The 23,856-nt window shown below is 71.4% G+C and carries 18 protein-coding genes and 3 pseudogenes; 9 read left to right on the plus strand and 12 right to left on the minus strand.

What is annotated here, in order from left to right:
- Positions 1–70 precede the first annotated feature (70 nt).
- Complete coding sequence (locus AB1285_RS00005; RefSeq protein WP_315636526.1) at positions 71–1,036, plus strand: GlxA family transcriptional regulator; 966 nt, start codon at positions 71–73, stop codon at positions 1,034–1,036.
- Between the two features lie 1,015 nt (positions 1,037–2,051).
- Here AB1285_RS00005 and AB1285_RS00010 read toward each other — a convergent pair.
- On the minus strand, positions 2,052–2,462 hold the full coding sequence (locus AB1285_RS00010; protein ID WP_429977406.1) for an NRDE family protein: 411 nt from the start codon (positions 2,460–2,462) through the stop codon (positions 2,052–2,054).
- A 94-nt stretch (positions 2,463–2,556) separates the two neighbouring features.
- On the opposite strand from AB1285_RS00010, the pseudogene coaBC reads away from it, so the two are divergent.
- Both coaBC and AB1285_RS00020 read left to right on the plus strand, forming a co-directional pair.
- Positions 2,557–3,759: pseudogene (gene coaBC / locus AB1285_RS00015) on the plus strand (bifunctional phosphopantothenoylcysteine decarboxylase/phosphopantothenate--cysteine ligase CoaBC).
- Positions 3,760–3,844: 85 nt separating this feature from the next.
- Positions 3,845–6,056: pseudogene (locus tag AB1285_RS00020) on the plus strand (ATP-dependent Clp protease ATP-binding subunit).
- A 68-nt stretch (positions 6,057–6,124) separates the two neighbouring features.
- Here AB1285_RS00020 and AB1285_RS00025 read toward each other — a convergent pair.
- Together AB1285_RS00025 and AB1285_RS00030 are read right to left on the minus strand one after the other, a co-directional pair.
- A complete protein-coding gene (locus AB1285_RS00025; RefSeq protein WP_187662611.1) occupies positions 6,125–6,712 on the minus strand; it encodes a nitroreductase family protein in 588 nt (195 codons plus the stop codon).
- A 99-nt stretch (positions 6,713–6,811) separates the two neighbouring features.
- Positions 6,812–7,720, minus strand: coding sequence for a LysR family transcriptional regulator (locus AB1285_RS00030; RefSeq protein WP_259953824.1), 909 nt, complete (start codon positions 7,718–7,720; stop codon positions 6,812–6,814).
- Positions 7,721–7,859: 139 nt separating this feature from the next.
- Here AB1285_RS00030 and AB1285_RS00035 point away from each other — a divergent pair.
- A pseudogene (locus AB1285_RS00035) lies at positions 7,860–11,378 on the plus strand (bifunctional proline dehydrogenase/L-glutamate gamma-semialdehyde dehydrogenase).
- Positions 11,379–11,462: 84 nt separating this feature from the next.
- Here the strand turns inward: AB1285_RS00035 and AB1285_RS00040 are convergent.
- The 5 genes from AB1285_RS00040 to AB1285_RS00060 all read right to left on the minus strand — a co-directional run bounded on the left by AB1285_RS00040 (position 11,463) and on the right by AB1285_RS00060 (position 16,692).
- A complete protein-coding gene (locus AB1285_RS00040; protein WP_370428975.1) occupies positions 11,463–12,545 on the minus strand; it encodes an ABC transporter permease in 1,083 nt (360 codons plus the stop codon).
- Complete coding sequence (locus AB1285_RS00045) at positions 12,542–13,426, minus strand: ABC transporter ATP-binding protein (RefSeq protein ID WP_187664243.1); 885 nt, start codon at positions 13,424–13,426, stop codon at positions 12,542–12,544. The genes AB1285_RS00040 and AB1285_RS00045 overlap by 4 nt, the downstream gene beginning before the upstream one ends.
- Before the next feature lie 106 nt (positions 13,427–13,532).
- Entirely contained in the window at positions 13,533–14,714 is a 1,182-nt protein-coding gene (locus AB1285_RS00050; RefSeq protein ID WP_370428976.1) for a benzoate/H(+) symporter BenE family transporter, read from the minus strand.
- 38 nt (positions 14,715–14,752) lie between these two features.
- Positions 14,753–15,442, minus strand: coding sequence for a response regulator (locus AB1285_RS00055; protein ID WP_259953832.1), 690 nt, complete (start codon positions 15,440–15,442; stop codon positions 14,753–14,755).
- Complete coding sequence (locus AB1285_RS00060; protein ID WP_259953838.1) at positions 15,439–16,692, minus strand: sensor histidine kinase; 1,254 nt, start codon at positions 16,690–16,692, stop codon at positions 15,439–15,441. Before AB1285_RS00060 ends, AB1285_RS00055 begins: the two co-directional genes overlap by 4 nt.
- Before the next feature lie 79 nt (positions 16,693–16,771).
- Here AB1285_RS00060 and AB1285_RS00065 point away from each other — a divergent pair, with 79 nt between their 5' ends.
- From AB1285_RS00065 to AB1285_RS00075, 3 genes are read left to right on the plus strand one after another with little or no spacing between them, the layout of a single operon-like run.
- Positions 16,772–18,001, plus strand: a complete 1,230-nt coding sequence (locus tag AB1285_RS00065) for an MFS transporter (RefSeq protein WP_370428977.1) — start codon at positions 16,772–16,774, stop codon at positions 17,999–18,001.
- Complete coding sequence (locus tag AB1285_RS00070) at positions 17,998–18,636, plus strand: hypothetical protein (RefSeq protein ID WP_370428978.1); 639 nt, start codon at positions 17,998–18,000, stop codon at positions 18,634–18,636. Before AB1285_RS00065 ends, AB1285_RS00070 begins: the two co-directional genes overlap by 4 nt.
- A gap of 25 nt (positions 18,637–18,661) precedes the next feature.
- The gene (locus AB1285_RS00075; protein WP_429977407.1) at positions 18,662–18,856 is read left to right on the plus strand and encodes a hypothetical protein; all 195 of its coding nucleotides are present in this window, start codon (positions 18,662–18,664) and stop codon (positions 18,854–18,856) included.
- Between the two features lie 44 nt (positions 18,857–18,900).
- Here AB1285_RS00075 and AB1285_RS00080 read toward each other — a convergent pair whose 3' ends face one another.
- Together AB1285_RS00080 and AB1285_RS00085 are read right to left on the minus strand one after the other, a co-directional pair.
- The gene (locus AB1285_RS00080) at positions 18,901–19,758 is read right to left on the minus strand and encodes a Cof-type HAD-IIB family hydrolase (RefSeq protein ID WP_370428980.1); all 858 of its coding nucleotides are present in this window, start codon (positions 19,756–19,758) and stop codon (positions 18,901–18,903) included.
- Positions 19,759–19,804: 46 nt separating this feature from the next.
- A complete protein-coding gene (locus AB1285_RS00085) occupies positions 19,805–20,650 on the minus strand; it encodes an exodeoxyribonuclease III (RefSeq protein WP_363446294.1) in 846 nt (281 codons plus the stop codon).
- Between the two features lie 37 nt (positions 20,651–20,687).
- On the opposite strand from AB1285_RS00085, the gene pyrE reads away from it, so the two are divergent.
- Together pyrE and AB1285_RS00095 are read left to right on the plus strand one after the other, a co-directional pair.
- Positions 20,688–21,248: an orotate phosphoribosyltransferase gene (gene pyrE, locus AB1285_RS00090; protein WP_370428981.1), complete on the plus strand. Its 561-nt coding sequence runs from the start codon at positions 20,688–20,690 to the stop codon at positions 21,246–21,248.
- The gene (locus tag AB1285_RS00095) at positions 21,245–22,147 is read left to right on the plus strand and encodes an ROK family protein (RefSeq protein WP_370428982.1); all 903 of its coding nucleotides are present in this window, start codon (positions 21,245–21,247) and stop codon (positions 22,145–22,147) included. The genes pyrE and AB1285_RS00095 overlap by 4 nt, the downstream gene beginning before the upstream one ends.
- Positions 22,148–22,155: 8 nt before the next feature.
- Here the strand turns inward: AB1285_RS00095 and AB1285_RS00100 are convergent, their stop codons facing one another.
- The gene (locus AB1285_RS00100) at positions 22,156–22,590 is read right to left on the minus strand and encodes a hypothetical protein (protein ID WP_370428983.1); all 435 of its coding nucleotides are present in this window, start codon (positions 22,588–22,590) and stop codon (positions 22,156–22,158) included.
- 122 nt (positions 22,591–22,712) lie between these two features.
- Positions 22,713–23,855: an MFS transporter gene (locus AB1285_RS00105; RefSeq protein WP_370428984.1), complete on the minus strand. Its 1,143-nt coding sequence runs from the start codon at positions 23,853–23,855 to the stop codon at positions 22,713–22,715.
- Between the last annotated feature and the right edge of the window lies 1 nt (position 23,856).

Genomic DNA, 23,856 nt, shown 5'->3' on the forward strand with positions numbered 1-23,856 from the left:
TCGGTGTTATGCTGCCACGAGTGGCGGATCGGGCACTGTTCGTAGGAAAACTGCCATTCCGGGAGATGTGATGAAGACCGTCGCGTGCGTGGTGCAGGACGGCTTCGCACCGTTCGAGTTCGGGGTCGCCTGCGAGGCGTTCGGTCTGGACCGGTCGTCCGACGGGGTGCCGAACTTCGACTTCCGCATCGTCGCCCCACGGCCCGGGGTCGTGCGCTCCAAGATCGGCTTCTCCATCAACGTGGAGCATGATCTGTCCTTCGCCGCGGAGGCCGACCTCGTCGTGTTCTGCCCGGTGCCCCGGGAGACTTGGGGCGACATCGATCCGCTCCTCGTCGAGGTCGCCCGCGAAGCGGTGGCGCGCGGAGCCTGGGTGATGAGCGTGTGCAGCGGCTCGTTCATCCTCGCGGCGGCCGGAGTGCTGGACGGGCGGCGCGCCACGACGCACTGGATGTACGCGCACACGATGGCGGACATGTACCCCGACATCGACATCGATCCTGACGTGCTCTTCGTCCAGGACGGCCGCATCATCACCAGCGCGGGCACTGCCGCGGGCATCGACGCCTGCCTGCACCTGCTGCGACAGGAGCTCGGGGCGGAGATCACCAACCGGATCGCGCGTCGGATGGTCGTGCCGCCGCAGCGCGACGGGGGTCAGGCGCAGTTCATCGATCGGCCCATCCCGGTCGCACCCACGGACTCGCTCGCCGCGGTGGCCGACTGGGCGGTGGAGAACCTCCGTGACGAGTTGACGGTCGACCAGCTCGCGGCGCGGGCGCTCATGTCGCCGCGGACCTTCGCGCGCCGCTTCAAAGCCGAGTACGGGGCGACCCCCGCCGCGTGGCTCGGGCGGCAGCGGATCATCCAGGCCCAGCGTCTCCTCGAGCGCACCGACCTTCCGCTCGAGCACATCGCGACCGACTGCGGCTTCGGTTCCGCGGCCGTCCTGCGGCAGAACTTCGCCCGCGTGCTGGGCGTGACCCCCACCGCCTACCGCGCCCGCTTCTCCTGCGCCACCGCCCCCGCTGCCTGACCCTCGTCCCCTCGCGCTGCGCCCGCGCCGGACCCGTCCCGCGGGCCCGCAACGGCCCCCGCCAACGTGCGGGATTGATAGCGCCCGCTAGCGGACCGTGTCCGGGGCGTTTTCCGTCCCCCACGTCCGTCCCCGCGTCCGTCCCCGGTGCCTTGCGGGATCAAGAACGCGCGGGGCGGGGACCGTCCCCGGGGCCTTTTCCGTAGCGCTAACCAGCCGCGTCCGTCCCGCGTCCGTTCTCCGCTGCCGTTCGGGATCAAGAACGCGCGGGCGTGGACCGTCCCCGGGGCCGTTTCCGTCCCGCCACCAGCCGCGTCCGTTCTCCGCTGCCGTTCGGGATCAAGAACGCGCTGGAGTGAGCCGCGTCCGGAGCGGCTTCCGTTCCGCTTCCGCGTCTGTCGAGCGGGATCAAGACTGCGCGCGCGGGGGTGGCATTCGGGAGCTCTTTCCGTCCGCTCCGTTGCGCCCCACTCCGGCCCGAGCCGCCCCGGGGCGGGCGTCGTGCACTCCGCAGTGGATCTCGTCGGTGCGGCCGGCAGGCTAGCTGCATCGACGCGGGATCAGAATGGCTCCGCGGAATGGCAGACCGGGTGCGTTTTTTGATCCCGCGCGAGAAGTGACGGGCGGGCGGGATCAGAATGGCTCCGCAGAAGGGGCTGGGAGGTGCGTTTTTGATCCCGCGCGGGATCGCGGGGCGGGGTGGGACGGGATCGGGAAGCGAGGAGGGGTCAGTGCCCAGTGGGCGGGGGAGGGGAGGGTGACGTCGCGGACGTCGACCCCGGTGGGCGTGACCGTGGCGACCGCGTAGAGGAGGGACTGCGTCGGGTAGCCGTGCGGGCGGTTGTCGCGAATGATGGCGCGGTCGTCTTCCGGGGGCAGGGCGGCCGAAGCTCCGAGGAGCGCGGTCCACTCGGTCGCCCAGTCGGCGCTCGCCGCGGCGGGACCCAGCGCGCGAACTCCGGGAGCCAGGCGGCGATGCGCGGGGTCTCCTCGTCGTCGAGGTCGTCGTGGGCGATCATGTGCGTCCCGGGCTCGATGGGTGTCTCCCGCAGCTCGGCACCGTCCCAGGAGAGCACCCGGGCGCCGTCCGGCCCCACTTCGAGCAGGTTGAAGCCGTGCATCGGCGGCGCACCTGCGGGGAGCGACCGGTGACCGCGGCGAGCGGAAGGGTGCCGCGGGAGACCGCCGCGGTCGCGGAGAGGTCCTGCACATCGGCACGGTTGAGGAGCACGGCGAGGCGTCGTTCCACGGGGTTCACGGCGAGCCAGGCCCCACCGGCCCGCCGGTCACGGATGCCGATCACCCCCGGATACTCCTCGGGCCACCACTCGCCCAGGGCGTCCCACTCCCGAGCCGGGTCCTCGTCGCGGACGGCCAGCAGCCGCGCGGATCCCGCGACCTCGACATCGATCACCACCGTGCACACGCTTCCGAGTCTAGGGTCGGTCGAGGCGGGCGGGACCCGCGACGAATCCGTGCGCGATGACCCTAGCGTCCGGACCCTGGGGCAGAATCGAGGCGTGAACATCGTCGTCGGAGTCACGGGCGGGCATCGCCGCGTACAAGACGGTGCACCTCGTGCGCCTGCTCACGAAGGCCGGTCATGATGTGACCGTGGTGCCCACCGAGGACGCGCTGCGCTTCGTGGGCCTGCCGACCTGGGAGGCCCTGAGTCGGCACCCGGTGACGACGAGCGTGCATGAGGACGTCGCCCGTGTGCGGCACGTCGCCCTGGGCCAGGGAGCGGACTCATCGTGATCGCCCCGGCGACGGCGAACTCGCTCGCGAAGATGGCCGCGGGGCTGGCCGACGACCTCCTCGGCACGACGCTGCTCGCGACCGAGGCGCCCGTGCTCGTCGCGCCCGCGATGCACGCGGAGATGTGGCGGAACGCGGCCACGCAGGCGAACATGGCGACGCTCCGGGAACGCGGCGTGCACGTGGTCGGACCGGCCGACGGCGAGCTGGCCGGCGGTGACAGCGGACCCGGTCGCATGGTCGAGCCGGAGGAGATCCTGGCGGCGGCCCAGGCGCTGCTGACAACCGGCGACCTGGCAGGCGTGCGGGTCGTCGTCTCGGCAGGCGGGACGCGGGAGCCCATCGATCCGGTGCGCTTCCCTCGCAACCGGAGCAGCGGGCGCCAGGGGGTCGCGCTCGCGGCGGAGGCGGCGGCGCGCGGCGCGGAGGTGGCGCTCGTCGCGGCGAACGTCTCCGGGGACGTGCTCGCGGAGGCCCGCCACCCGCACGTCCGGATCGTCCGGGTCGGCACGGCCGCGGAGCTGTCCGCGGCGATGAAGGAGGAATCCGCGGCGGCCGACGTCGTGCTGATGGCGGCGGCCGTGGCCGACTATCGACCGGTCGAGGTCTCCGCGCGCAAGCTCACCAAGGACCGCGGCGGGGTCGGCACCATCGAGCTCGTCGAGAACGAGGACATCGTTCGCCGCGCTCAGTCCGAGAAGCGAGGCGCGGGACAGCTCATCGTCGCGTTCGCGGCGGAGACGCCCGAGGATGAGGCGGAGATGCTCGCCCGCGCCCGCGGCAAGCAGGAGCGCAAGGGGGTCGACCTGCTGGTGGTGAACGAGGTCGGCTGGGAGCAGGGGTTCGAGCGCGGCGAGAACGCCGTGCACATACTCGGGCCCGGCGGGGTCGTGGCGCGGACCGCGGCGGGGAGCAAGCGCGAGGTGGCGGCGGCCGTCTGGGACGAGGTCGCCCGCGAGAGGTGAGGGGCGGTGGAGTCGCGCACCGCCGAATGCTAAACTTGAGTCAACCAAACTCAACTTTCAGAAGGAGCATCTCCAGGAGGAGCGCATGACCACCCCGCAGACCGGATCCCCGAACCAGGAACAGCAGTCCGCCCTCGAGCAGTTCGGCATCAACCTGACCGACCGCGCCCGCGAGGGCAAGCTCGACCCCGTCATCGGACGGGACAGTGAGATCCGGCGTGTCAGCCAGGTGCTCACTCGTCGCACCAAGAACAACCCGGTGCTGATCGGCGAGCCCGGCGTCGGCAAGACGGCGGTGGTCGAAGGGCTCGCGCAGCGCATCGTCGCGGGCGACGTCGCGGAGTCCCTCAAGGACAAGGAGCTCGTCTCGCTCGACATCTCCGCCCTCGTCGCGGGCGCCATGTACCGCGGCCAGTTCGAGGAGCGCCTGAAGCAGGTCCTCAAGGAGATCACCGAGTCGGACGGCCAGGTCATCACGTTCATCGACGAGCTGCACGTGCTCATGGGTGCGGGCGGCGGCGAGGGCTCGGTCGCGGCGTCGAACATGCTCAAGCCGATGCTGGCCCGCGGCGAGCTGCGGCTCATCGGCGCCACCACGCTCAACGAGTACCGCGAGTTCATCGAGAAGGACGCCGCCCTCGAGCGCCGCTTCCAGCAGGTGTACGTCGGCGAACCGACCGTCGAGGACACGATCGCGATCCTCCGCGGGCTCAAGGGCCGCTACGAGGCGCACCACGGGGTGACCATCTCCGACAGCGCCCTCGTGGCCGCGGCGTCGCTGTCCAACCGCTACCTGCCCGCGCGGCAGCTTCCGGACAAGGCCATCGACCTGATCGACGAGTCGATGTCGCGCCTGAAGATGGAGATCGACTCCTCTCCGGTCGAGATCGACCAGCTCAAGCGCCAGGTCGACCGGCTGAAGCTGGAGGAGCTCGCGCTCAAGCGGGAGAAGGACGCCGCGTCCAAGGAGCGTCTCGGCCACCCTGCGCGAGAACCTCGTCGAACTCGAGAAGGAGCTCGCCGGACTCGAAGCCCGGTGGGCGCGGGAACGGCAGGGTCTCAACCGCGTCGGTGAGCTGAAGAAGCAGCTCGACGACGCGATCACCCAGCGCGACCTCGCCATGCGCAACGCCGACTACACGAAGGCGTCGAAGCTCGAGTACGAGACGATCAAGCGCCTGGAGCGCGACATCGCGGAGGCGGAGCAGGCCGAGGCCACCGCCTCGAGCGAGCCGCGCATGGTGAACGAGAAGGTCACCGAGGAGGACATCGCGGCCGTAATCGCGGCCTGGACGGGCATCCCGGTCGGGCGGCTGCTGCAGGGGGAGAGCGAGAAGCTGCTGCACCTGGAGAACGAGCTCGGCAAGCGCCTCATCGGCCAGAAGGATGCCGTCAAGGCGGTGTCCGACGCCGTGCGCCGCTCGCGCGCGGGCATCAGCGATCCCGGTCGTCCCACGGGCTCGTTCCTCTTCCTCGGACCGACCGGTGTCGGCAAGACCGAGCTGGCCAAGGCGCTCGCGCAGTTCCTCTTCGACGACGAGCACGCCATGGTGCGCATCGACATGTCGGAATACGGCGAGAAGCACTCGGTCTCCCGGCTCGTCGGCGCCCCTCCCGGGTATGTCGGCTACGAGCAGGGCGGTCAGCTCACCGAGGCCGTGCGGCGTCGTCCCTACAGCGTGATCCTGCTCGACGAGGTCGAGAAGGCGCACCCCGAGGTGTTCGACGTGCTGCTGCAGGTGCTCGACGACGGGCGGCTGACCGACGGGCAGGGGCGCACGGTCGACTTCTCGAACGTGATCCTCATCCTGACCTCCAACCTGGGCTCGCCGATCCTCATCGACCCCGTGCTCTCCGTGGAGGAGAAGCGGGAGCAGGTGATGGCGCTCGTGCGCCAGGCGTTCCGGCCCGAGTTCCTGAACCGTCTCGATGACATCGTGATGTTCCAGGCGCTCACCGAGGACGACCTCGCGCAGATCGTGGAGCTGTCGGTCGACCAGCTTCACGACCGGCTGCGCGACCGTCGCCTCACGCTGGCGGTCACTCCTGGGGCGCGGTCGTGGCTGGCCGAGCGCGGTTACGACCCGGTGTTCGGCGCCCGCCCGCTGCGTCGCCTCATCCAGACCGAGGTGCAGAACAAGCTCGCGACCGCCCTCCTCTCGGGTGGCGTGCACGACGGCGACACCGTCCGCGTGGACGTGGCGGCCGACGGTACGGGCCTCGTGCTCACGGCGACGACCCCCGAGCCGGAGGTCGAGGACGACGACGTGATCGAGGCGGAGCTGCTCGACGACTGATCCCGACCGGCACATAGCGAGAAGGCCCGGTATGCGCGACGCATACCGGGCCTTTCGTGTGTCGATGCTCAGGCGCTGAGGACGACCGTCTCCGCGATCGGACGACGCACGCGCGGGGCGACCTCGCGCTCCTGCAGCACCTCCGGCAGGGCCTCGATGTCGCCGAACTCGCCGACGGCGATGACGGTGGCGGGGGTGAAGCGCGCCTCCAGGTCGGCGAACTCGCGGACGACCTCGGGGTCGAAGCCGCTCATCTGGTGCACGACGAGGCCGTCGTGGTGGGCCTGCACGGAGAAGTGCGCCACGGCCTGGCCGAGGTCGTAGAACGCGTGGCTGATCGGCGTGCCGTCGGCGGTCGCGGTCTCGGCGATCGCGACGACGAGCACGGCCGCGTTGCCGGCCCAGGCCTGGTTGAAGCCCATGAGCGCGTCGACGATCTGGGCGTGCAGGGCGGTGCCGCGGCGGGCGACGATGAAGCGCCACGGCTGGATGTTGTTGGCGGAGGGGCTCCAGCGGGCGGCCTCGAGCGCGGTGGCGAGCTTGGCCTCGTCGATCGGATGCTGCGCGTCGTACGCGCGGGGGCTCCAGCGGCCGGCGAGGACGTCGAGGACGGGGTGCTCGGTCGGGGCGGTGCGGTCGATGACGGGAGTGCTCACGGAAGTGCCTTTCGGACGGAGGGGATCGGACACCGTCGTCCGCGTACACGGGGGATGAACCGATGCATGTGCATGCATATTCCCGGAGGTCGGTTCGCGTCAATCCAGGAGGTTGCGGGAGGCGGCGTCGGCGAGCGCGGCGCGGACGGCGCGGATCGAGGGGGCGTCCGCGGACACCCGCCGCGCGGAGGAGAAGATCTCCCGGCGCGGTTCCTGCGGGAGCGGGGCGAGGTCGACCGTCGGGGTGTCGCCCGCCCACACGAGCTCGGGGAGGAGCCCCACCGCGAGCCCGGCGTGGATGAGCCGGACGTGCGCGGTGAGGTCGGCGAGCTCGAAACGCACGTCCGGCTCGAACCCGGCGGTGCGACAGAGCTGCTCGGCCCACGCGCGGGACGCCGTGCCGGCAGGCTCGAGCACCCACGGCTCCGCGCGGGTGGCCCACAGGGCGGCGACGGGGTCGGCAGCTCCCGCAGCTCCGGGGCGCCGGGCGAGGGCGATGGCGTCGTGGGCGAGCACGACACGGTCGAGGTCGGCGTGGATGGGGCGTGTGCGCCCCGGATACTGCTCGGCGAGGATGAGGTCGTAGTCGCGGCTGGAGACGCCCACGAGGCCGGATTCCGGGTCGCGCTCGGTCACCTCGACGCGCAGGGCGGGGTGGCGCTCGCCGAGGGCCGCGAGGGCGCGGGGCAGCAAGGAGTGCGCGGTGGACTGGAACACCGCGAGGCGCACGGTGCCGGTCACCTCGGTGAGCGACTCGGCGACGGCGACCTGGGCGTGCTCGAGCTGATCGAGGATGCCGATGGCCTCGGCGACCAGCACGTTCCCCTGCGGCGTGAACTGCACCCCGCGACCGACCCGACGCAGCAGTGGCACTCCGACATCGCGCTCCAACGCGGCGAGCTGCTGGGACACGGAGGCCTTGCTGTAGGACAGCGCGTCGGCCACCGCGGAGAGCGTGCCGCGGCGCGACAGTTCCACGAGCAGACGCAGGCGGTGGGCGTCCAGCACGACGGCTCCCAATCGTTCGGGATGAGTGAACAGAATCCACTCGAATCGGTTGATAGACGGAGCCTACCGAGCGGCTGGACAATGATCCAGCCGCACACGACACCCGGGTGTGCGAGGCCGAGGAAGGTACCCCCGCCCCATGACCGTCATCGACGACACCACCCCCCGCACCGAAGAGGTCGCCGCGCTCGTGCAGCGCTGGCTCGCCGAGAGCGAGACCCACCCGGTCGAGCCGGCCGCCCAGCGCCTCTCCGAGGTGCTCAAGGACCCGAACGGACTGGACTTCACCGTCGGCTTCGTCGACGGCGTCATGCGTCCGGAGGACCTGCGGGTCGCCGGCCGCAAGCTCGCCGAGCTGTCGGACATCACGCCCACGCTGCTGCCCGGCTACCTCCGGGCCGCCATCAAGGCCGGCGGGTTCTGGGCGCCGAAGCTCCCGAACGTCGTCGTCCCGATCTCGCGGCGCGTGCTGCGGGCCATGGTCGGCCACCTCGTGCTCGACGCGACGCCGTCCAAGCTCGGCCCGGCCATCGCCAAGCTCCGCAAGACCGGCAACCGTCTGAACCTCAACCTCCTCGGCGAGGCCGTGCTCGGCGAGCGCGAGGCGGGCCGCCGACTGCAGGGCACGTACGACTTCCTCGCCCGCCCGGACGTCGACTACGTCTCGATCAAGGTCTCGAGCGTCGTCAGTCAGCTCTCCATGTGGTCGTTCGACGAGGCCGTCGCCGATGTCGTGGAGAAGCTCACCCGCTGTACCGGCTCGCGGCGAAGGCCGAGGCGAAGGGGGCCCGCACCGGGACGCAGAAGTTCATCAACCTCGACATGGAGGAGTACCGCGACCTCGACCTGACGATCGCGGCCTTCACGAGCATCCTCGACCAGCCGGGCCTGGAGGACCTCGAGGCGGGCATCGTGCTGCAGGCGTATCTCCCCGACGCGCTCGGCGCCATGCAGCGGCTCCAGGAGTGGGCGGCCGCGCGCCGCGCCAAGGGCGGAGCGCCGATCAAGGTGCGCGTCGTCAAGGGCGCGAACCTCGCGATGGAGGAGGTCGACGCGAAGGTGCACGGCTGGCCGCTCGCGACCTACGGCGCCAAGCAGGACTCCGACACGAACTATAAGCGCGTGCTCGACTGGGCGATGACCCCCGAGCGGCTCGACGCCGTGCGTATCGGCGTCGCCGGTCACAACCTCTTCGACATCGCGTACACGTGGTTGCTGGCGAAGGCCCGTGGTGTGACCGGCCCTTCGACAGGCTCAGGGACCCAGGGGAGCGCGGCCTCAGGGACCCAGGGGCAGAAGGGCGCCCTCGTGGAGTACGAGATGCTGCTCGGCATGGCGACCGGGCAGGCCGAGGCCGTCCGCAAGGACGTCGGCCGTCTCCTGCTCTACACGCCGGTCGTGAACCCGGCGGAGTTCGACGTCGCCATCGCCTACCTCGTGCGGCGCCTCGAGGAGAACGCGAGCCCCGAGAACTTCATGTCGGCCGTGTTCGAGCTGGCCTCGAACCCGACCCTGCTCACACCGCGAGCGGGAGCGCTTCGAGCGCTCGCTCGCCGCGCTCGTCGCCGACCCGTCGGTGCCGGGCCCGAACCGCACGCAGGACCGCACGGCTCCGCGCCCCGCCGCCACGACGGACGGCTTCGCGAACGAGCCCGACACCGATCCCGCGCTCGCCGCGAACCGCGCGTGGGGCCGGGAGATCCTGCAGCGCTCGGTCTCCTCGACGCTCGGCCGGGACGCGATCGCCGCGGCCCGCATCGAGACCGACGCCGAGCTGGACGCCGTGTTCGCGGCCGCCACGTCCGCCGCAGAGAAATGGGCAGCGCTTCCCGCCGCCGAGCGCGCCGCCGTCCTGCACCGCGCGGGCGACGAGCTCGCCGCCCGCCGCGGCGAGCTGCTGGAGATCATGGCGCACGAAGCAGGCAAGACCATCGCCGAGGCCGACCCCGAGGTCAGCGAGGCGATCGACTTCGCGCACTACTACGCCGAGCGCGCGAAGGATCTCAAGGCCATCCCCGGCGCCGAGTTCGTGCCGTCGAAGGTGACCGTGGTCACGCCGCCGTGGAACTTCCCCGTGGCGATCCCCGCCGGCGGTGTGCTGGCCGGCCTCGCCTCCGGATCCGGCGTGATCATCAAGCCCGCCAAGCTCACCCAGCGGTGCGGCGCCGTGATGGTCGAGGCGCTGTGGGCCGCGGGCGTCCCGCGCGATCTGCTCGCCCTCGTCGACCTCGCCTCCCGCGACCTGGGCACCCGCCTGGTGGCGAGCCCCCAGGTCGACCGGGTCATCCTCACCGGGGCCTACGAGACCGCACAGCTGTTCCGCTCCTTCCGGGCCGACCTGCCGCTGCTCGCCGAGACCAGCGGCAAGAACGCGATCATCGTGACGCCGTCGGCCGACCTCGACCTCGCCGCCGCCGACGTCGCCCGCAGCGCGTTCGGCCACGCCGGTCAGAAGTGCTCGGCCGCGTCCCTGGCGATCCTCGTCGGGTCGGTGGCGGACTCGAAGCGCTTCGAGCGGCAGCTCGTGGACGCGGTCACCTCGATGCGCGTCGGGCTTCCCGACGACCCCGCCACGCAGATGGGGCCGATCATCGAGCCCGCGAACGGCAAGCTCCTCACCGCGCTCACCACTCTCGACAAGGGCGAGCGCTGGCTGGTCGAGCCCCGGAAGCTCGATGACGAGGGGAAGCAGTGGACACCGGGGGTGAAGACCGGCGTGCGCGAGGGCTCGTACTTCCACCTCACCGAGTTCTTCGGACCCGTGCTCGGCATCATGCACGCGAAGGACCTCGACGAGGCCATCCGGCTGCAGAACGCGGTCGACTACGGCCTCACCGCGGGGCTGCACTCGCTGGACTCCGCCGAGGTCGCGACCTGGCTGGACCGCGTCGAAGCGGGCAACCTGTACGTGAACCGAGGCATCACCGGCGCCATCGTGCAGCGCCAGCCCTTCGGCGGCTGGAAGCGCTCGGCCGTGGGCGCCGGGGCCAAGGCCGGCGGTCCGAACTACCTCTTCGGTCTGGGCGAGTGGCGTGCGGGCGAGCTGCCCGCCGCGGCTCCGGGGGCGGCGGTGACCCCCGCGGTGACCGGGCTGCTGGAGGCCGCCGCACCCGAGCTCGACCCGCTGGGCATCGAGTGGCTGCGCCGTGCCGCGGCCGCCGACGAGCGCGCGTGGACCGACGAGTTCGGCGCCGTGAGCGACAAGTCCGGACTCGGCGTCGAGCGCAACGTGTTCCGGTACCGTCCCGTGGCCGTCGACGTCCGCATCGCCGAGGACGCGCCGCTCGCCGAGGGGGTCCGGGTGCTCGCCGCTGCCCTGCGCAGCGGCAGCCCGTTCACCGTGTCGGCCGCGTCGCTGCCGTCCCGCGTGGAGAAGGCGCTCAAGACCCAGGGCGTGACCGTGAAGACCGAGTCCGATGCCGCGTGGACCAAGCGCTACGCAAAGGGGGCCCGGTCGTGGCAGCGGGTGCGGCTCGTGGGCGGCGACGCCGGCGCGCTGCACACGGCCCTCGACGGCAGCCCCGACGTCGCGGTCTGGTCGCACGCCGTGACCGGAGCGGGCCGGGTGGAGATGCTCCCGTTCCTGCACGAGCAGGCCGTGTCGATCACCAACCACCGCTTCGGCAACCCCACCACGCTCTCGGAGGGCATCCTCTGACGCCGAGACCCCGGCTACACGTCGAGACCCCCTGCTGCACGCGCGTGCAGCAGGGGGTCTCGGCGCGAAAGCGGGGTCTCGGGATCAGCCGCGCAGAGCCTCGGAGAGCTTCACCCGCGAGCCCATCCGGAGCAGGGAGTTCTCGTAGATCTTCGCGCCGACGACGATCGCCGCGACGCAGCTCGCCAGGAGGATCGCGAGGCTCAGCAGCGGCTCCCACCACTGCGCCTCACCGACGAAGAGACGCATCGGCATTCCGACCGGAGCCGAGAACGGCACGTACGACATGATCGTCAGCACCAACGGGTTGTCGTTGAACACGATCACCAGCACGTACGGCGCCATGATGAGCATCGTGATGGGGGTCGTCGTCGAGCCGATGTCCTCCTGACGGGAGACCATGGAGGCGGCCGCCGCGAACATCGCCGCGAGCAGGATGAACCCGAAGAGGAAGAACACCGCGAACCAGATGATGGGGGCGCCGAGGGTGGTCAGAACCTCGCGTTGACCCGTCACAATGAGGCCGATGGTGGCGACGGCCGCGAGGGCGAGGATCTGCCCCATCGCGAGCACCGTGTTGCCGATGACCTTGCCGGCGAGCAGGGTGCGCGCGGGGATCGCCGACAGCAGCACCTCGACCACCCTGGTCTGCTTCTCCTCGACCACGCTCTGGGCGATAGTGCCGCCGAACGTGGCCGCGGCCATCATGAAGACGAGCCCGAACGCGATCGCGATGAAGTAGCGCAGCAGCGGGTTGGTGGTCACCGGCTCGAGGATGACGACCTCGGGCGAGAGCGACAGCCCGGACACGAGCGACCCGGGGGCATCCTCCAGGGCGACGATCGTGTAGCCCGCGGCGTTGTCGCCCGCGAGCACCGCCGCATCGACGTCGCCCTCGCGGACCAGCTCCTCGGCCTCGGCGCGGGAGGCGACCTCGGTCACCTCGACGTCGGGCAGGGCGGACACGGCGCCCGCGGTCTTCGAGGTCACGGCCACCGGCATGGCGTCGTTGTTCTGGCTCGCGAAGCCGCCGAACAGCACGCCGGCGAGGGCGATGAGCAGCAGGATGCCGGTCGAGATCAGGAACGCCTTGCTGCGGAGCTTGGAGCCGATCTCCCGCTCGGCGACCAGCCAGATCCCGTTCCGTGCGGGGGTCGAGGCGTTCACTGGATGACCTCCTTGAAGATCTGGGCGAGGGAGGGGTGCTTGGGTGCGAAGCTCGCGACGTCGCCGCGCGCGACCGCCGACTGCAGCACACGCTGCGCGGTGTCGGGGCCGTCCGCGTCGAAGAGCGCGTAGCCGCCCTCGAAGTCGACGACCGTGACCCCGGGCTCGGTGCGCAGCCACCCGGCGTCCCCCGCGGAGACCAGCTCGTACCGATCGCGGGCGTGCTCGGCGCGGAGGCCGTCCCGGGATCCGGCCGCCCGGATGGTGCCTCCGGCGAGGATGACGAGATCGTCGCAGAGACGCTCGACCACGTCGAGCTGGTGCGAGGAGAAGAGGATCGAGGCGCCGCGGGCCGCGCTGGCCTGCAGGACCCCGGCGACGACGTCAACCGCGAGGGGGTCCAGGCCGGAGAAGGGCTCGTCGAGGATCAGCACCTCGGGGTCGTGCACGAGCGACGCGGCGATCTGCGCGCGCTGCTGGTTGCCGAGCGACAGCGACTCGATCGTGTCGTCGAGGCGCTCGCCGAGCCCGAGCTCCGTGAGCAGCGCGGTCGCCCGCTCCGTCGCCTCCGGCTTGCTGAATCCGTGCAGGCGCGCGAGGTAGACGATCTGCTCCAGGACCTTCATCTTCGGATACAGGCCGCGCTCCTCGGGCATGTAGCCGAAGCGGCGGCGGTCGCTGGTGGTGAGGGGCGCCCCGTCGAGGTCGACCCGTCCGCCGTCCGACGACAGCAGGCCGAGGATGATGCGCATGGTCGTGGTCTTGCCGGCGCCGTTGCCGCCGACGAAGCCGGTGAGGCGGCCCGGCGCGACCGTGAACGACACGTCGTCCAGCACCCGGCGGCTGCCGTAGCTCTTGGTGATGCCGGAGAGTTCCAGCAGTCCGGTTGTCATGTCGTGGTGCTCCGTCCGAAGGTGATCCGCATGATCTTCACGCTATTGAGCGCGGGCGGGGCGGGGCATCCCCCGCAGGGGGGACTGCGACGGATCAGCCGCGGGGCGGACGGCCGGCGTGCAGCACCGTGCGCACGAGCAGGCCGGCGACCAACGCCCAGAACGCCGCACTCACCCCGAGCACCGCGATGCCGGAGGCGGCGACGAGAAACGTGACGACCGCGGGGAGCCGCTCACCGGGGTCGTCGATCGCCTGCTGGACGGCCGCGCCGAAGGCGCCGAACAGCGCCAGCCCCGCGACCGCCGGGATCACCGCCGTCGGGGCGAGCACGACGAGCGTGGCGAAGGCGGCGGAGAACGCGCCCAGCACGAGGTAGGACGCTCCGGTCGAGACACCGGCGAGCCAGCGCCGGCTGGGGTCGGGGTCGGCGTCGGGGGACGCGGCGAGGGCCGCGCTGATGGCGGCGAGGTTGATCGCATGACCGCCCGCCGGAGCGCCGAGCGCCGTGCCGAGACCGGTCACGAGCATCGCCGGACGCCACGGGACCTCGTAGCCGAAGCTGCGCATGATCGCGATACCCGGCACGTTCTGCGACGCCATGGTCACGATGAACAGCGGCAGCGCGATGCCGACCAGGGCCCCGACCGTGAAGGCCGGCATCGTCAGCTCGAACCGCGGCAGGAGGACAGCCGGGTCGACCGGTGTGCCCGCAGTGACCAGCGTGACGGCGACCACCGCAGCCGCGGCGACGAATGCGAGCGGCACAGCCCACCGGTGAGCCAGACGGGCGAAGACCAGCCAGGTCAGCACGACCGGGAGCACACCCCACGGGTTCGCGACGATCCCGGTGATCGGCGCGAGGCAGAGCGGCAGCAGCACCCCTGCCAGCATGGCCTGGGCGATCGACGGCGGGATCCGGGCAATCAGAGCACCGAGTGCGGGCCAGAGCGCCGTGAGGAGGATGAGGGACGCCGTCACGAGGAAGGCTCCGACGGCGGCGGGCCAGCCGCCCTCGACGCTGCCGGTCGCCACGAGCAGGGCAGCACCGGGGGTGGACCACGCGGCCGTGATCGGCATCCGGTAGCGCCAGGCCAGCACGATGCAGGCGAGCCCCATCGCGAGGCTCACGGCGAGGAGTCCGCTGGCCGCCTGCGCCGCCGACGCGCCCACGGCGTCGAGCCCCGTGAGCACCACCGCGAAGGAGCTCGTGAACCCGACCAGCGCCGTGACGATCCCGGCGACGATCGGACGGGTTACGGGGACGGCGGCGGGCATGGCTCCGAGAGTATCGCGGGGGAGCGGTCCGCCTCCGGTCAGGCCAGCCCCATCCGATGCGCGAGCACGACGGCCTGCACGCGGTCCCTGGCGCCGAGCTTCTGGAGGATGCGCGAGACATGGGTCTTCACGGTGGCCTCGCCGATGAACAGAGCCCGAGCGATCTCGGCGTTGCTGCGGGCGTCGGCGAGCAGGGTCAGCACCTCGGCCTCCCGCTCGGTCAGCGGCTCCGCGAGTACGGCCGTCGCGGGCGCTTTCGCCACCGCGCGGGCGGGAGCGGCGCCGGCTTCCGGGGTCGCTCCGGCGAAGCGGGTGAGGACGCGGCGGGTCACCTCGGGTGCCAGCATGCCGTCCCCGGCCGCGAGAGCGCGCACCGCGGAGATGAGATCCTCGGCGCCCGCGTTCTTGAGGAGGAATCCGCTCGCGCCGGCTTCGAGCGCCTGATAGAGATAGTCGTCGCGGTCGAACGTCGTCACGATCGCGATCGCGGCGCCCACCGACGGGTCGGCGACGAGGCGGCGCGTCGCCTCGATCCCGTCCATATCGGGCATCTGCACGTCCATCGTGATGACGTCAGGGCGCAGCGCGGCGGCCTGCGCGACCGCCTCGGCTCCCGTCGAGGCCTCGCCCACGACGGCGATGTCGGGCTGGGTGTCGAGGATCGTGCGGAATCCCGCGCGGAGGAGGGCGTGGTCGTCGACGAGGAGCACCCGGATCGGCGCGGTCATCGTGCGCCCTCCGGCACGGCCGTGCCGAGCGGCACCCGCGCCCGGACCCGCAGACCCCCGGCGACGCGCGGAGTGACCTCGACGGTGCCGCCGGAGGCCGCCGCGCGCTCGCGCATCCCGAGCTGTCCGAGACCGGGTCGCAGCTGGGCGATGGCGCGGCCGGTGTTCACGACCTCGACCTCCACGCCGTCGTCGTCGTAGCGCACGCGCACGTCCGCGGTCGCCCCCGGTCCGGCGTGCCGACGGGCGTTGGTCAGCGATTCCTGTGCGATCCGGTACAGGTTCACGGCGACGAGCGAGGGAACGGGCACCGGATCGCCGATCACGGTGTACGCGGTGGGGAGACCCGCCTCGGTCGATGCCTGCGCGAGCGCCGCGATGTCGTCGAGGGAGACGGTCGACGCCGACTCGGTCGTATCGCCGCCGGGAGTGCGCAGCGTCTCCAGCAGCTGGCGCAGTTCCTGGATCGCGTCCCGCGCGGAGGACTCGATCCCGGAGAGGATGCGCGCCGACTGGGCGGGATCGCTCTCGAGCACGAGGCGCGCGGCGCCCGCCTGCACGCCCATCACCGACACGTGGTGGGCGACGACGTCGTGCAGCTCCCTGGCGATCCGCACCCGATCGAGGGCCACTGCCTGCGCGGCCGTGACCTCGCGCTCGCGCTCCAGTTCGCGGGTGCGCTCTTCCAGCACGGTGCGCTGCTCGGCTGCCGCCCAGGAGCGTTCGCCGAAGTAATAGGCACCGCCGAAGTACAGGGCGTTGAGGAGGATCTGGATGAGCATGAACGCCACGTAGGGCGACATGGCCCCGGCGACGACGTCCGCCTTGTCGGCCTCGCTGATGGCGTCGCGGTACATGGTGATGAGGAGCCACACGAACATGCCGACGATGATGGCGACGCGGACGACGAGGGCCTTCCGGCGATCGTTCATCCAGGCGCCGACCGTGTAGAGCGCGATGAACATCGCGATGTTGCCGACGTAGATCTCCGGCACCCGGATCGTCACAGCCGTGAAGTAGGCCAGCGACACCACGACGGCCACGGTGCCGGGCCAGCGTCGGCGGAACCCGAGCGGCGCCGCCACGACGACGGCGTAGACGAGCGCGGTCCACAGCGGAGCCTGCTCGTCGCCGTAGACCTGGGCGATGGAGGAGAGCGCCGCGCTGAGGATCGCGCCGACGAAGAGGACGAGCGCGAGGAGGAGGTCGCCGCGCTGGTCGCGCAGGGTCGGCGTCCGGGTGAAGGCCATCCCTCCACCGTAGGGCGGGGGCTGTCGCGCGGCATCCCCCGTGCGACGGACGCGGGCGGTACGTCTGCCAGGATCAGGTGTGACCTCCTCGCCGCGCCCGCGCCTGGCACCGCTCTACCTCGCCGGGTTCACCACCGCGTTCGGCGCGCACGGCATCGCCGCGGCCCTCGGCGCCGAGACCGAGGACATCGGCTGGACGCTGCTGGCGTTCGGTTTCACGCTCGCGCTGTACGACCTCGCCGAGGTGTTGCTGAAACCGCTCTTCGGTGCCCTCAGCGACCGGGTCGGCGTGCGGCCGGTGATCGTCGGCGGGCTGCTGGCCTTCACCGCGTTCTCGGTCGTCGGAGCTCTGGCCCCCGGCATGGTCGGTCTCGTGATCGCGCGCTTCGGCCAGGGAGCCGCGGCCTCCGCGTTCTCGCCGGCCTCGTCCGCTGCGGTGGCGCGGTTGACGGACGAGGCGTCGCGTGGCCGGTACTTCGGGCGCTACGGCTCCTGGAAGAGTCTCGGCTACGCCCTCGGCCCGCTGCTCGGCGCGGTGCTCGTGGTCGTGGGAGGGATCCCTGCACTGTTCTGGGCCCTCGCCGTGCTCGGACTCGCGGCAGCCGGATGGGTGCTCCTCGCCGTCCCCGCCGTGCCGGTGCTGCCCCGGAAGCGGGTGACCCTCGTCGACCTCGGCCGGGAGCTCCTCGCCCCGGGGTTCCTCGTCCCGACCCTCGTGCTGGCGGCCACGACCGGTGCGCTCGCCGTGGCCGTGGGATTCCTCCCGCTGCTCGGGCGACAGGCCGGGCTCGGCACGGTGGGCAGCATGGCGATCGTCACGGTGCTGGCGATCGTGTCGAGCATCGTGCAGCCGTTCGTCGGCGCGGCGCACGACCGCGGTCGGCTCTCCGTCCGTCTCGGGGCCGTCGGCGGGCTGCTCCTGATCGGCCTCGGCATCGGGCTCACCGCGCTGTGGGTGACGCCGATCGTGCTGTGCGTCACGGGCGTGCTGGTCGGCGCCGGGGTGGGCCTGGCGACGCCGGTGGCGTTCTCGCACTTGGCGGCATCGACGCCCGCGGAACGCATGGGACGCACGATGGGCAGTGCGGAGCTGGGCCGGGAGCTGGGCGACGCGGGTGGCCCGTTGGTCGCCGGGGCCGTGGCGACGGCGACGGTGCCGGCGGTCGGAATCGGCGTCATCGCGGCGCTCACGGCGGGAGCCGGGGCCGTGGCGCTCCTCGGTCTCCGACTGCCGCGCGTCGACGCGCGGCCGGACCAGAACCGGGCGAACGGACACGACGGCGAAGGTCGGAAGTATGAAGCGACATGAAGAGCGCCGAGTGCAATACGATCCAGTACTCAGTACTACAACTTCATTCTGAAGCACTGTGGAGAGATCGCGTGCAAGTGAATAAAACCGTGCTGTGGGGAGTAGTGGGGGCGGGGGTGGCCATCTTCCTCGTGGTGATATGCGCGGTCTTGGTCATTCCTGCTCTCACGAAGACACCGGGGCCCGGCGATCAGTTCGAGTTCCCGATCAGCTGGCAGCGATCGAAGGACCCAGACGTCCCGGATGCCGCCAACACAACCATCGAGCTCTACGAGGACGGAACTGCCCAGCTGTCGGGAATCTCATTGGGGCACATCGAGACGTCTGCTGACGCCCGGCTTTGTGTCGCTGACGCCAGCGAGGGAGATGCTGGCGATGCGCGTTGGGAGGTGGACGACGACGGTGTACTTCACGTTCGTAGCGTCGACGGAGAAGCGGTCTTCCTGCCTGGGGCAGGACGGTTCTCGGGCTCCGACTGGTCCGAGCTTCGCGAACCGTTCTGTGACGAGACCTTCGTTGACTTCAGTCCATCGCGGGATGAAGCGGAGGATGCTGCCGCACGGCGTGTGCGGGGTAGCAGTTCTCCGATGGCACCACCTATGAGCTTCGCTCCCGGGACTGCACGTGTCTGCTGAGTCAGTGATTGGACCGATACTGATCGTGATCGGGCTTGCCCTGATGCTCTTCCGCAGGTCTGTTTCCCAGATCTTCCATCACGGCGTGGAGAGGATGTACGGGGAGCCGTTAGCTGATGATGCGATGCCGCCCGGGAGGACGCCGATGAGGATGCTCATCGTCGGGATATTCTTCATCGGCTTCGGCGTCTTCACTCTCGTCGGCGCACTTCTGCAGTAGCGGTGGCACAACGCTGACATGGTGATGTCGGGTGAATCGATTTGTCAGGTATTCGCCCTAGAGGCGATAGCCCGATAGCCGAGCAGGCGCTCGATCACGCGGGCCACGCCGTCCTCGTCGTTGGTCGCGGTGGTCTCGTCCGCGGCCTCCTGCACGACGGGTTCCGCGTGCGCCATCGCCACGCCGTGACCGGCCCAGCGGAGCATCTCGACATCGTTGAGGGCGTCTCCGAACGCCACGACGTCGGAGCGATCGATGCCGAGGTGGGTGCAGAGGCGCGCGAGTCCCGTGGCCTTCGTGACGCCCTGCGCCATGACCTCGACGAACGGGGCGCCGGACAGCGTAGCCTCGAAGCCGGTGAGCCCGAGGGACCGCAGGGTCTCGAAGAGTGCGGCGGGCGCGAGCTCGGGGTGCCGGATCACGAGTTTGAGCGTCGGCGCGGCCAGCACCTCGTCCAGCGGGACGCCGCCCATCGTCGCGGGGTCGCGCTTGTGGTCGGACAGCTGCGCGATCGCCGCGTAGCCGTGCTGTGCGATGAACGTCTCGCCGCCCTCCCGTACGCTCGCGAAGAGCAGGCCGGGAACGCTGGCGCGCAGCGCGTCGGCGAGAGTGCGAAGGGTCGCGGGCGGCAGCTCCTCGGCGAACAGCATGCGGCCCTCGGCGAGATGCGTCGCGTACGCGCCGTTGCCGCACAGCGCCCACCCGTCGAATCCGGCGTCGGCGGCGATCACGCGAAGGCCGATGGGCTGGCGGGCGGTGACCGGCACCACCGCGACACCGGCGTCCCGCGCGGCATCGATCGCCGCACGGGTGCGCGGCGACACCGCGGATGCGCTGTCGAGCAGCGTGCCGTCGAGGTCGGTCGCGATCAGCCGCACGGAATGGGTCCCTGAGTCTGCCATGCGATGGGTCCCTGAGCCTGTCGAAGGGCCTGAGCCTGTCGAAGGGTCAGGAGAAGATCATCGGCAGGTCGTCGTCGGCGTCGTTGCCGCCGAAGTCCACATCGACCACCACGGGCACGTGGTCGCTGGGCTGCTCGCCCTTGCGCTCGTTGCGGTGGATCGACGCGCCGGTGACGGCATCGGCGAACGTCTTCGAGCCGAGGATGAAGTCGATGCGGATGCCCTCGTTGCGCGGGAACTTCAGCCGCTGGTAGTCCCAGTAGGTGTAGCCCTCGGGGAGCAGCGGACGCACCACATCGGTCACCCCCGCGTCGGTCAGGGCGAAGAACGCGTCGCGCTCGGCGGGGGACACGTGGGTGGACCGGCCGACCACGATGTCGGGATCGCCGTTGTCATGGTCGAACGGGATGATGTTGAAGTCGCCGACGAGGGCGAGCGGGAGGTCGGGGTTCGCCGACAGCTCGGCCGCCGTGGACCGCTTGAGCTGCTCGAGCCAATGCAGTTTGTAGACATAGTGCGGGTCATCGAGCGAGCGGCCGTTGGGCACGTACAGGCTCCAGACGCGCACGCCGTCGACCATGACGCCCAGAGCGCGCGCCTCCTGCGGGGCATCCGGGCCCTCGTGGCCCTTCGCGAACCCGGGCATGCCGTCGAAGGCGGTGCGCACGTCGGTCACGGGCAGCCGGCTCGCGATCGCGACGCCGTTCCACTGATTCAGGCCGTGCACCTCGACGTGGTAGCCGGCCTCCTCGAACGGTGCATACGGGAACTGCTCCGGCTTGCACTTCACCTCCTGCATCGCGAGCACGTCGATGTCTTCACGGACGGCGAACTCGACGGTGCGGGTGACGCGGGTGCGGATGGAGTTGACGTTCCAGGTGGCCAAGCGCATGCGTCCAGCCTAGGGTGTGCCTCCTACACTGGATGCCGTGACCGCACTCGACGCAGACCGCCGGACCCTCCTCGCCCTCATCACGGACGAGGCGGTGTTCCACGGCGATTTCACCCTCTCCAGCGGCAAGAAGGCGACGTACTACGTCGACATGCGCAAGCTCACCCTCGACCACCGCGCCGCCCCGGCGATCGGCCGCATCATGCTCGACCTGATCGCCGATCTCGACGTCGTCGCCGTCGGCGGTCTGACGCTCGGCGCCGACCCGATCGCGAACGCCGTCCTGCATGCCTCGGTCGGCACCGACCGTCCGCTCGACGCGTTCGTCGTGCGGAAGGAGCCGAAGGACCACGGCCGCGGTCGCCAGATCGAGGGCGCCGACGTGAAGGGCAAGCGCGTGGTCGTGCTGGAGGACACCTCGACCACCGGGCAGTCCGCGCTCAAGGCGGTCGAGGCGCTCCGCAAGGAAGGCGCGGAGGTCGTCGCCGTCGCGGTGATCGTCGACCGCAAGACCGGCGCGCAGGCCGCCATCGAGGCCCAGGGTCTGGAGTGGCGCGCGGCGTTCGACCTCGACGACCTCGGGCTCGACCCGCAGTGACCCGCTACGCGCTGGCCGTCGATGTGGGCGGCACGAAGATGGAGGCCGCCCTCGTCGCCGACGACGGCGCGCTCGTCCCCGGCAGCCGCAGCCGGCAGCCCACCGGCCGTGAGGCGACGTCGGCGTCGTTGACGGCGGCGGTCGACGCGATCGTGCGGCATGCGCTCGCGGCCCTTCCCGCCGACGCGGAGCTCGTCGGCGCCGGGATCGGCAGCGCGGGTCCCGTGGATCGGACCCGCGGTGAGATCCTGCCGGTGAACATGCCCCTCGCGCGGGGTTTCGGCCTCGTCGACGCGGTCGCCCGTGCGGCCTCGACCGCACTCGGCCGGGAGGTCCCGGCGGTCCTGGGCCACGACGGCGGCGCGCTCGCGCTCGCGGAGTCGTGGCTGGGGGCGACGCAGCAGGCGGGAGCCTCGTTGTCGATCGTCGTGTCCACCGGCGTCGGCGGCGGTTTCGTCGTGGGCGGTGCGTATGTGCCCGGGGCGAGCGGCAACGCCGGGCACCTCGGCCAGGTGCGCCGCGAGGGCGGGCTCACTCTCGAGGAGATCGCCTCCGGACCTGCCAGTGCCGCCTGGGCGCGGGAGCAGGGCTGGCCCGGCGCGACCGGGGAGGACCTGGCTCGGGATGCCGCGGCCGGTGTCGCCGTCGCCCGTGCGGCGATCGAGCGCTCGGCCCGCGCCGTCGGGGAGGCGCTGGCCGATGCCGCCACCCTCGTCGACCTCGATGTCGTCGCCATCGGCGGGGGCTTCTCGCAGGTGTCGGCGGACTACATCGACCTCGTCCAGCAGGCTCTCACCGCCAGCGCCGTGCACGAATACTCGCGTCGCACCCGCGTCGTCCGCTCGGGCCTGGGCGACGAGGGGCCGTTGATCGGCGCCGCCGCCCTCGTCCTGCGCTGACGGGAGGCTCAGCTTCCGGACACGAGCAGGCGTCGCGGGGGCCCTTCGAGCCGGGCGACGGCGATCTTCAGGTCCGTGACGTCCGCCGCCACCGCATCGATGCGGGCGCCGAGCTTCTCCTCGACGGTGTCGATGCGTGCGGTGAGTTTCTCTTCGACGGTGTCGATGCGTGCGGTGAGTTTCTCTTCGACGGTGTCGATGCGTGCGGTGAGTTTCTCTTCGACGGTGTCGATGCGTGCGGTGAGCTTCTCTTCGACGGAGTCGATGCGGGGGCCGAGCCTTCCTTCGACGGAGCCGATGCGTGTGGAGAGCCGGTGGTCGACGGTGCCGAGACGCTCGTCGATGCGACGGATCATCCACGCCCCTGCCGCGAACAGGCTCGCGCCGAGGGTGAGCACGATGCCGATCGCGCTGACGATGATCGTGACGGTGTCCGCGGACACGGTGCTCCCTTCCTCGGTGCGGGTGTGGCTTCGACGATACGTGGTCGGCGTGCGGGCGCCGGTCGGAATTCCGGCATCTGTGAAGAGGTCGCGTGCGGACCCGATGGGGGAGGAAGAGTGCGTCACCGCAGCGCCGGGACGGGGCGTCCGGAGCGCGACGTCACGAGCATCAGCACGGGGATGGCCGCGCACACCACGGCGGACACGAGGAAGGTGACGCTCGACGCCGGGTCGCGCCCGATCAGCAGGACGAGCGTGGGCACGAACGTGCCGCCGACCGCGCCGCAGGCCACGAGCGCCCCGGTGACCGCGGCGCTGCGGACCGGATCGAGACGGTCGAGCGCGAGCCCGAGGATGAGTCCGTAGCTCGGGGCCAGCAGGACCACCACGACGGCGAGGATGATCAGCGCCGCGACCGGCTCATCGCCGAGGAGCACGCCGGCGAGCACCAGGAGGACGGCGGCAGCCCCCGTCGCGGTCGCCAGCAGCGCGAGCGGCGGAACCGCCGCGCGCCGGAGCGCGGCGGCGCCGAAGCGGCCGACGGCCATCAGCGCCCAGAAGGCGGAGGTGCCGAGGGCGGCGGCGGCGGGCTCGATAGCGAGAGCCCGCTCCGGGATCACGGCCGACCAGCCGGACAGGACGGTCTCCACGCCGACGTAGAGCGGCAGAGCCAGCGCGAAGGGGAGGAGGACGAGCAGGGAGCGGGCGTCCCGTCGCGCCGGGGGCTCGGTCGAACGGGCGAGAGTGGTGGCACCGGCGAGCACCGCCACAGTCGCCAGGGGTACGGTCGCGAGCAGCGCCAGAGCCGGACGGGAACCGGCCCCGAGCGCCACCACGAGCGGTGTGACGGCGGCGCACACGGCGACCGTGCCCATCAGGGCGCTCAGCACCCCGGTCGCGCTTTCGGTGCTGGCGGCCTTGGCGGCCACGGAGCCCGCTGCCTCGACGAGACCGAACCCGAGCCCCGCGAGCGCGGCGGCCGCGATGAAGGCGCCCGGATCCGTCGCGAGGGCGACACCGACGATGGCGGCCGCCTGCAGGAGGCTGCCCAGCACGAGCGTCGTCCGGGGTGGGCGGCGCACGAGGAGCGGACCCGACAGCAGCACGCCCACGAGGAGTCCCGCGAAGAGGACGGGCACGGCGGCACTCAGGTCGGCGTCCGTCGTGCGCTCCGCGGAGGGGAGGACGGCAGGGACGAACGCCGCGGTCACGCCGAGGCCGCCGAACGCCGTGAACAGCCCGACGCGGAGTCGGCTCGCGCTCATC

The organism is Microbacterium sp. NRRL B-14842 (assembly GCF_050470785.1).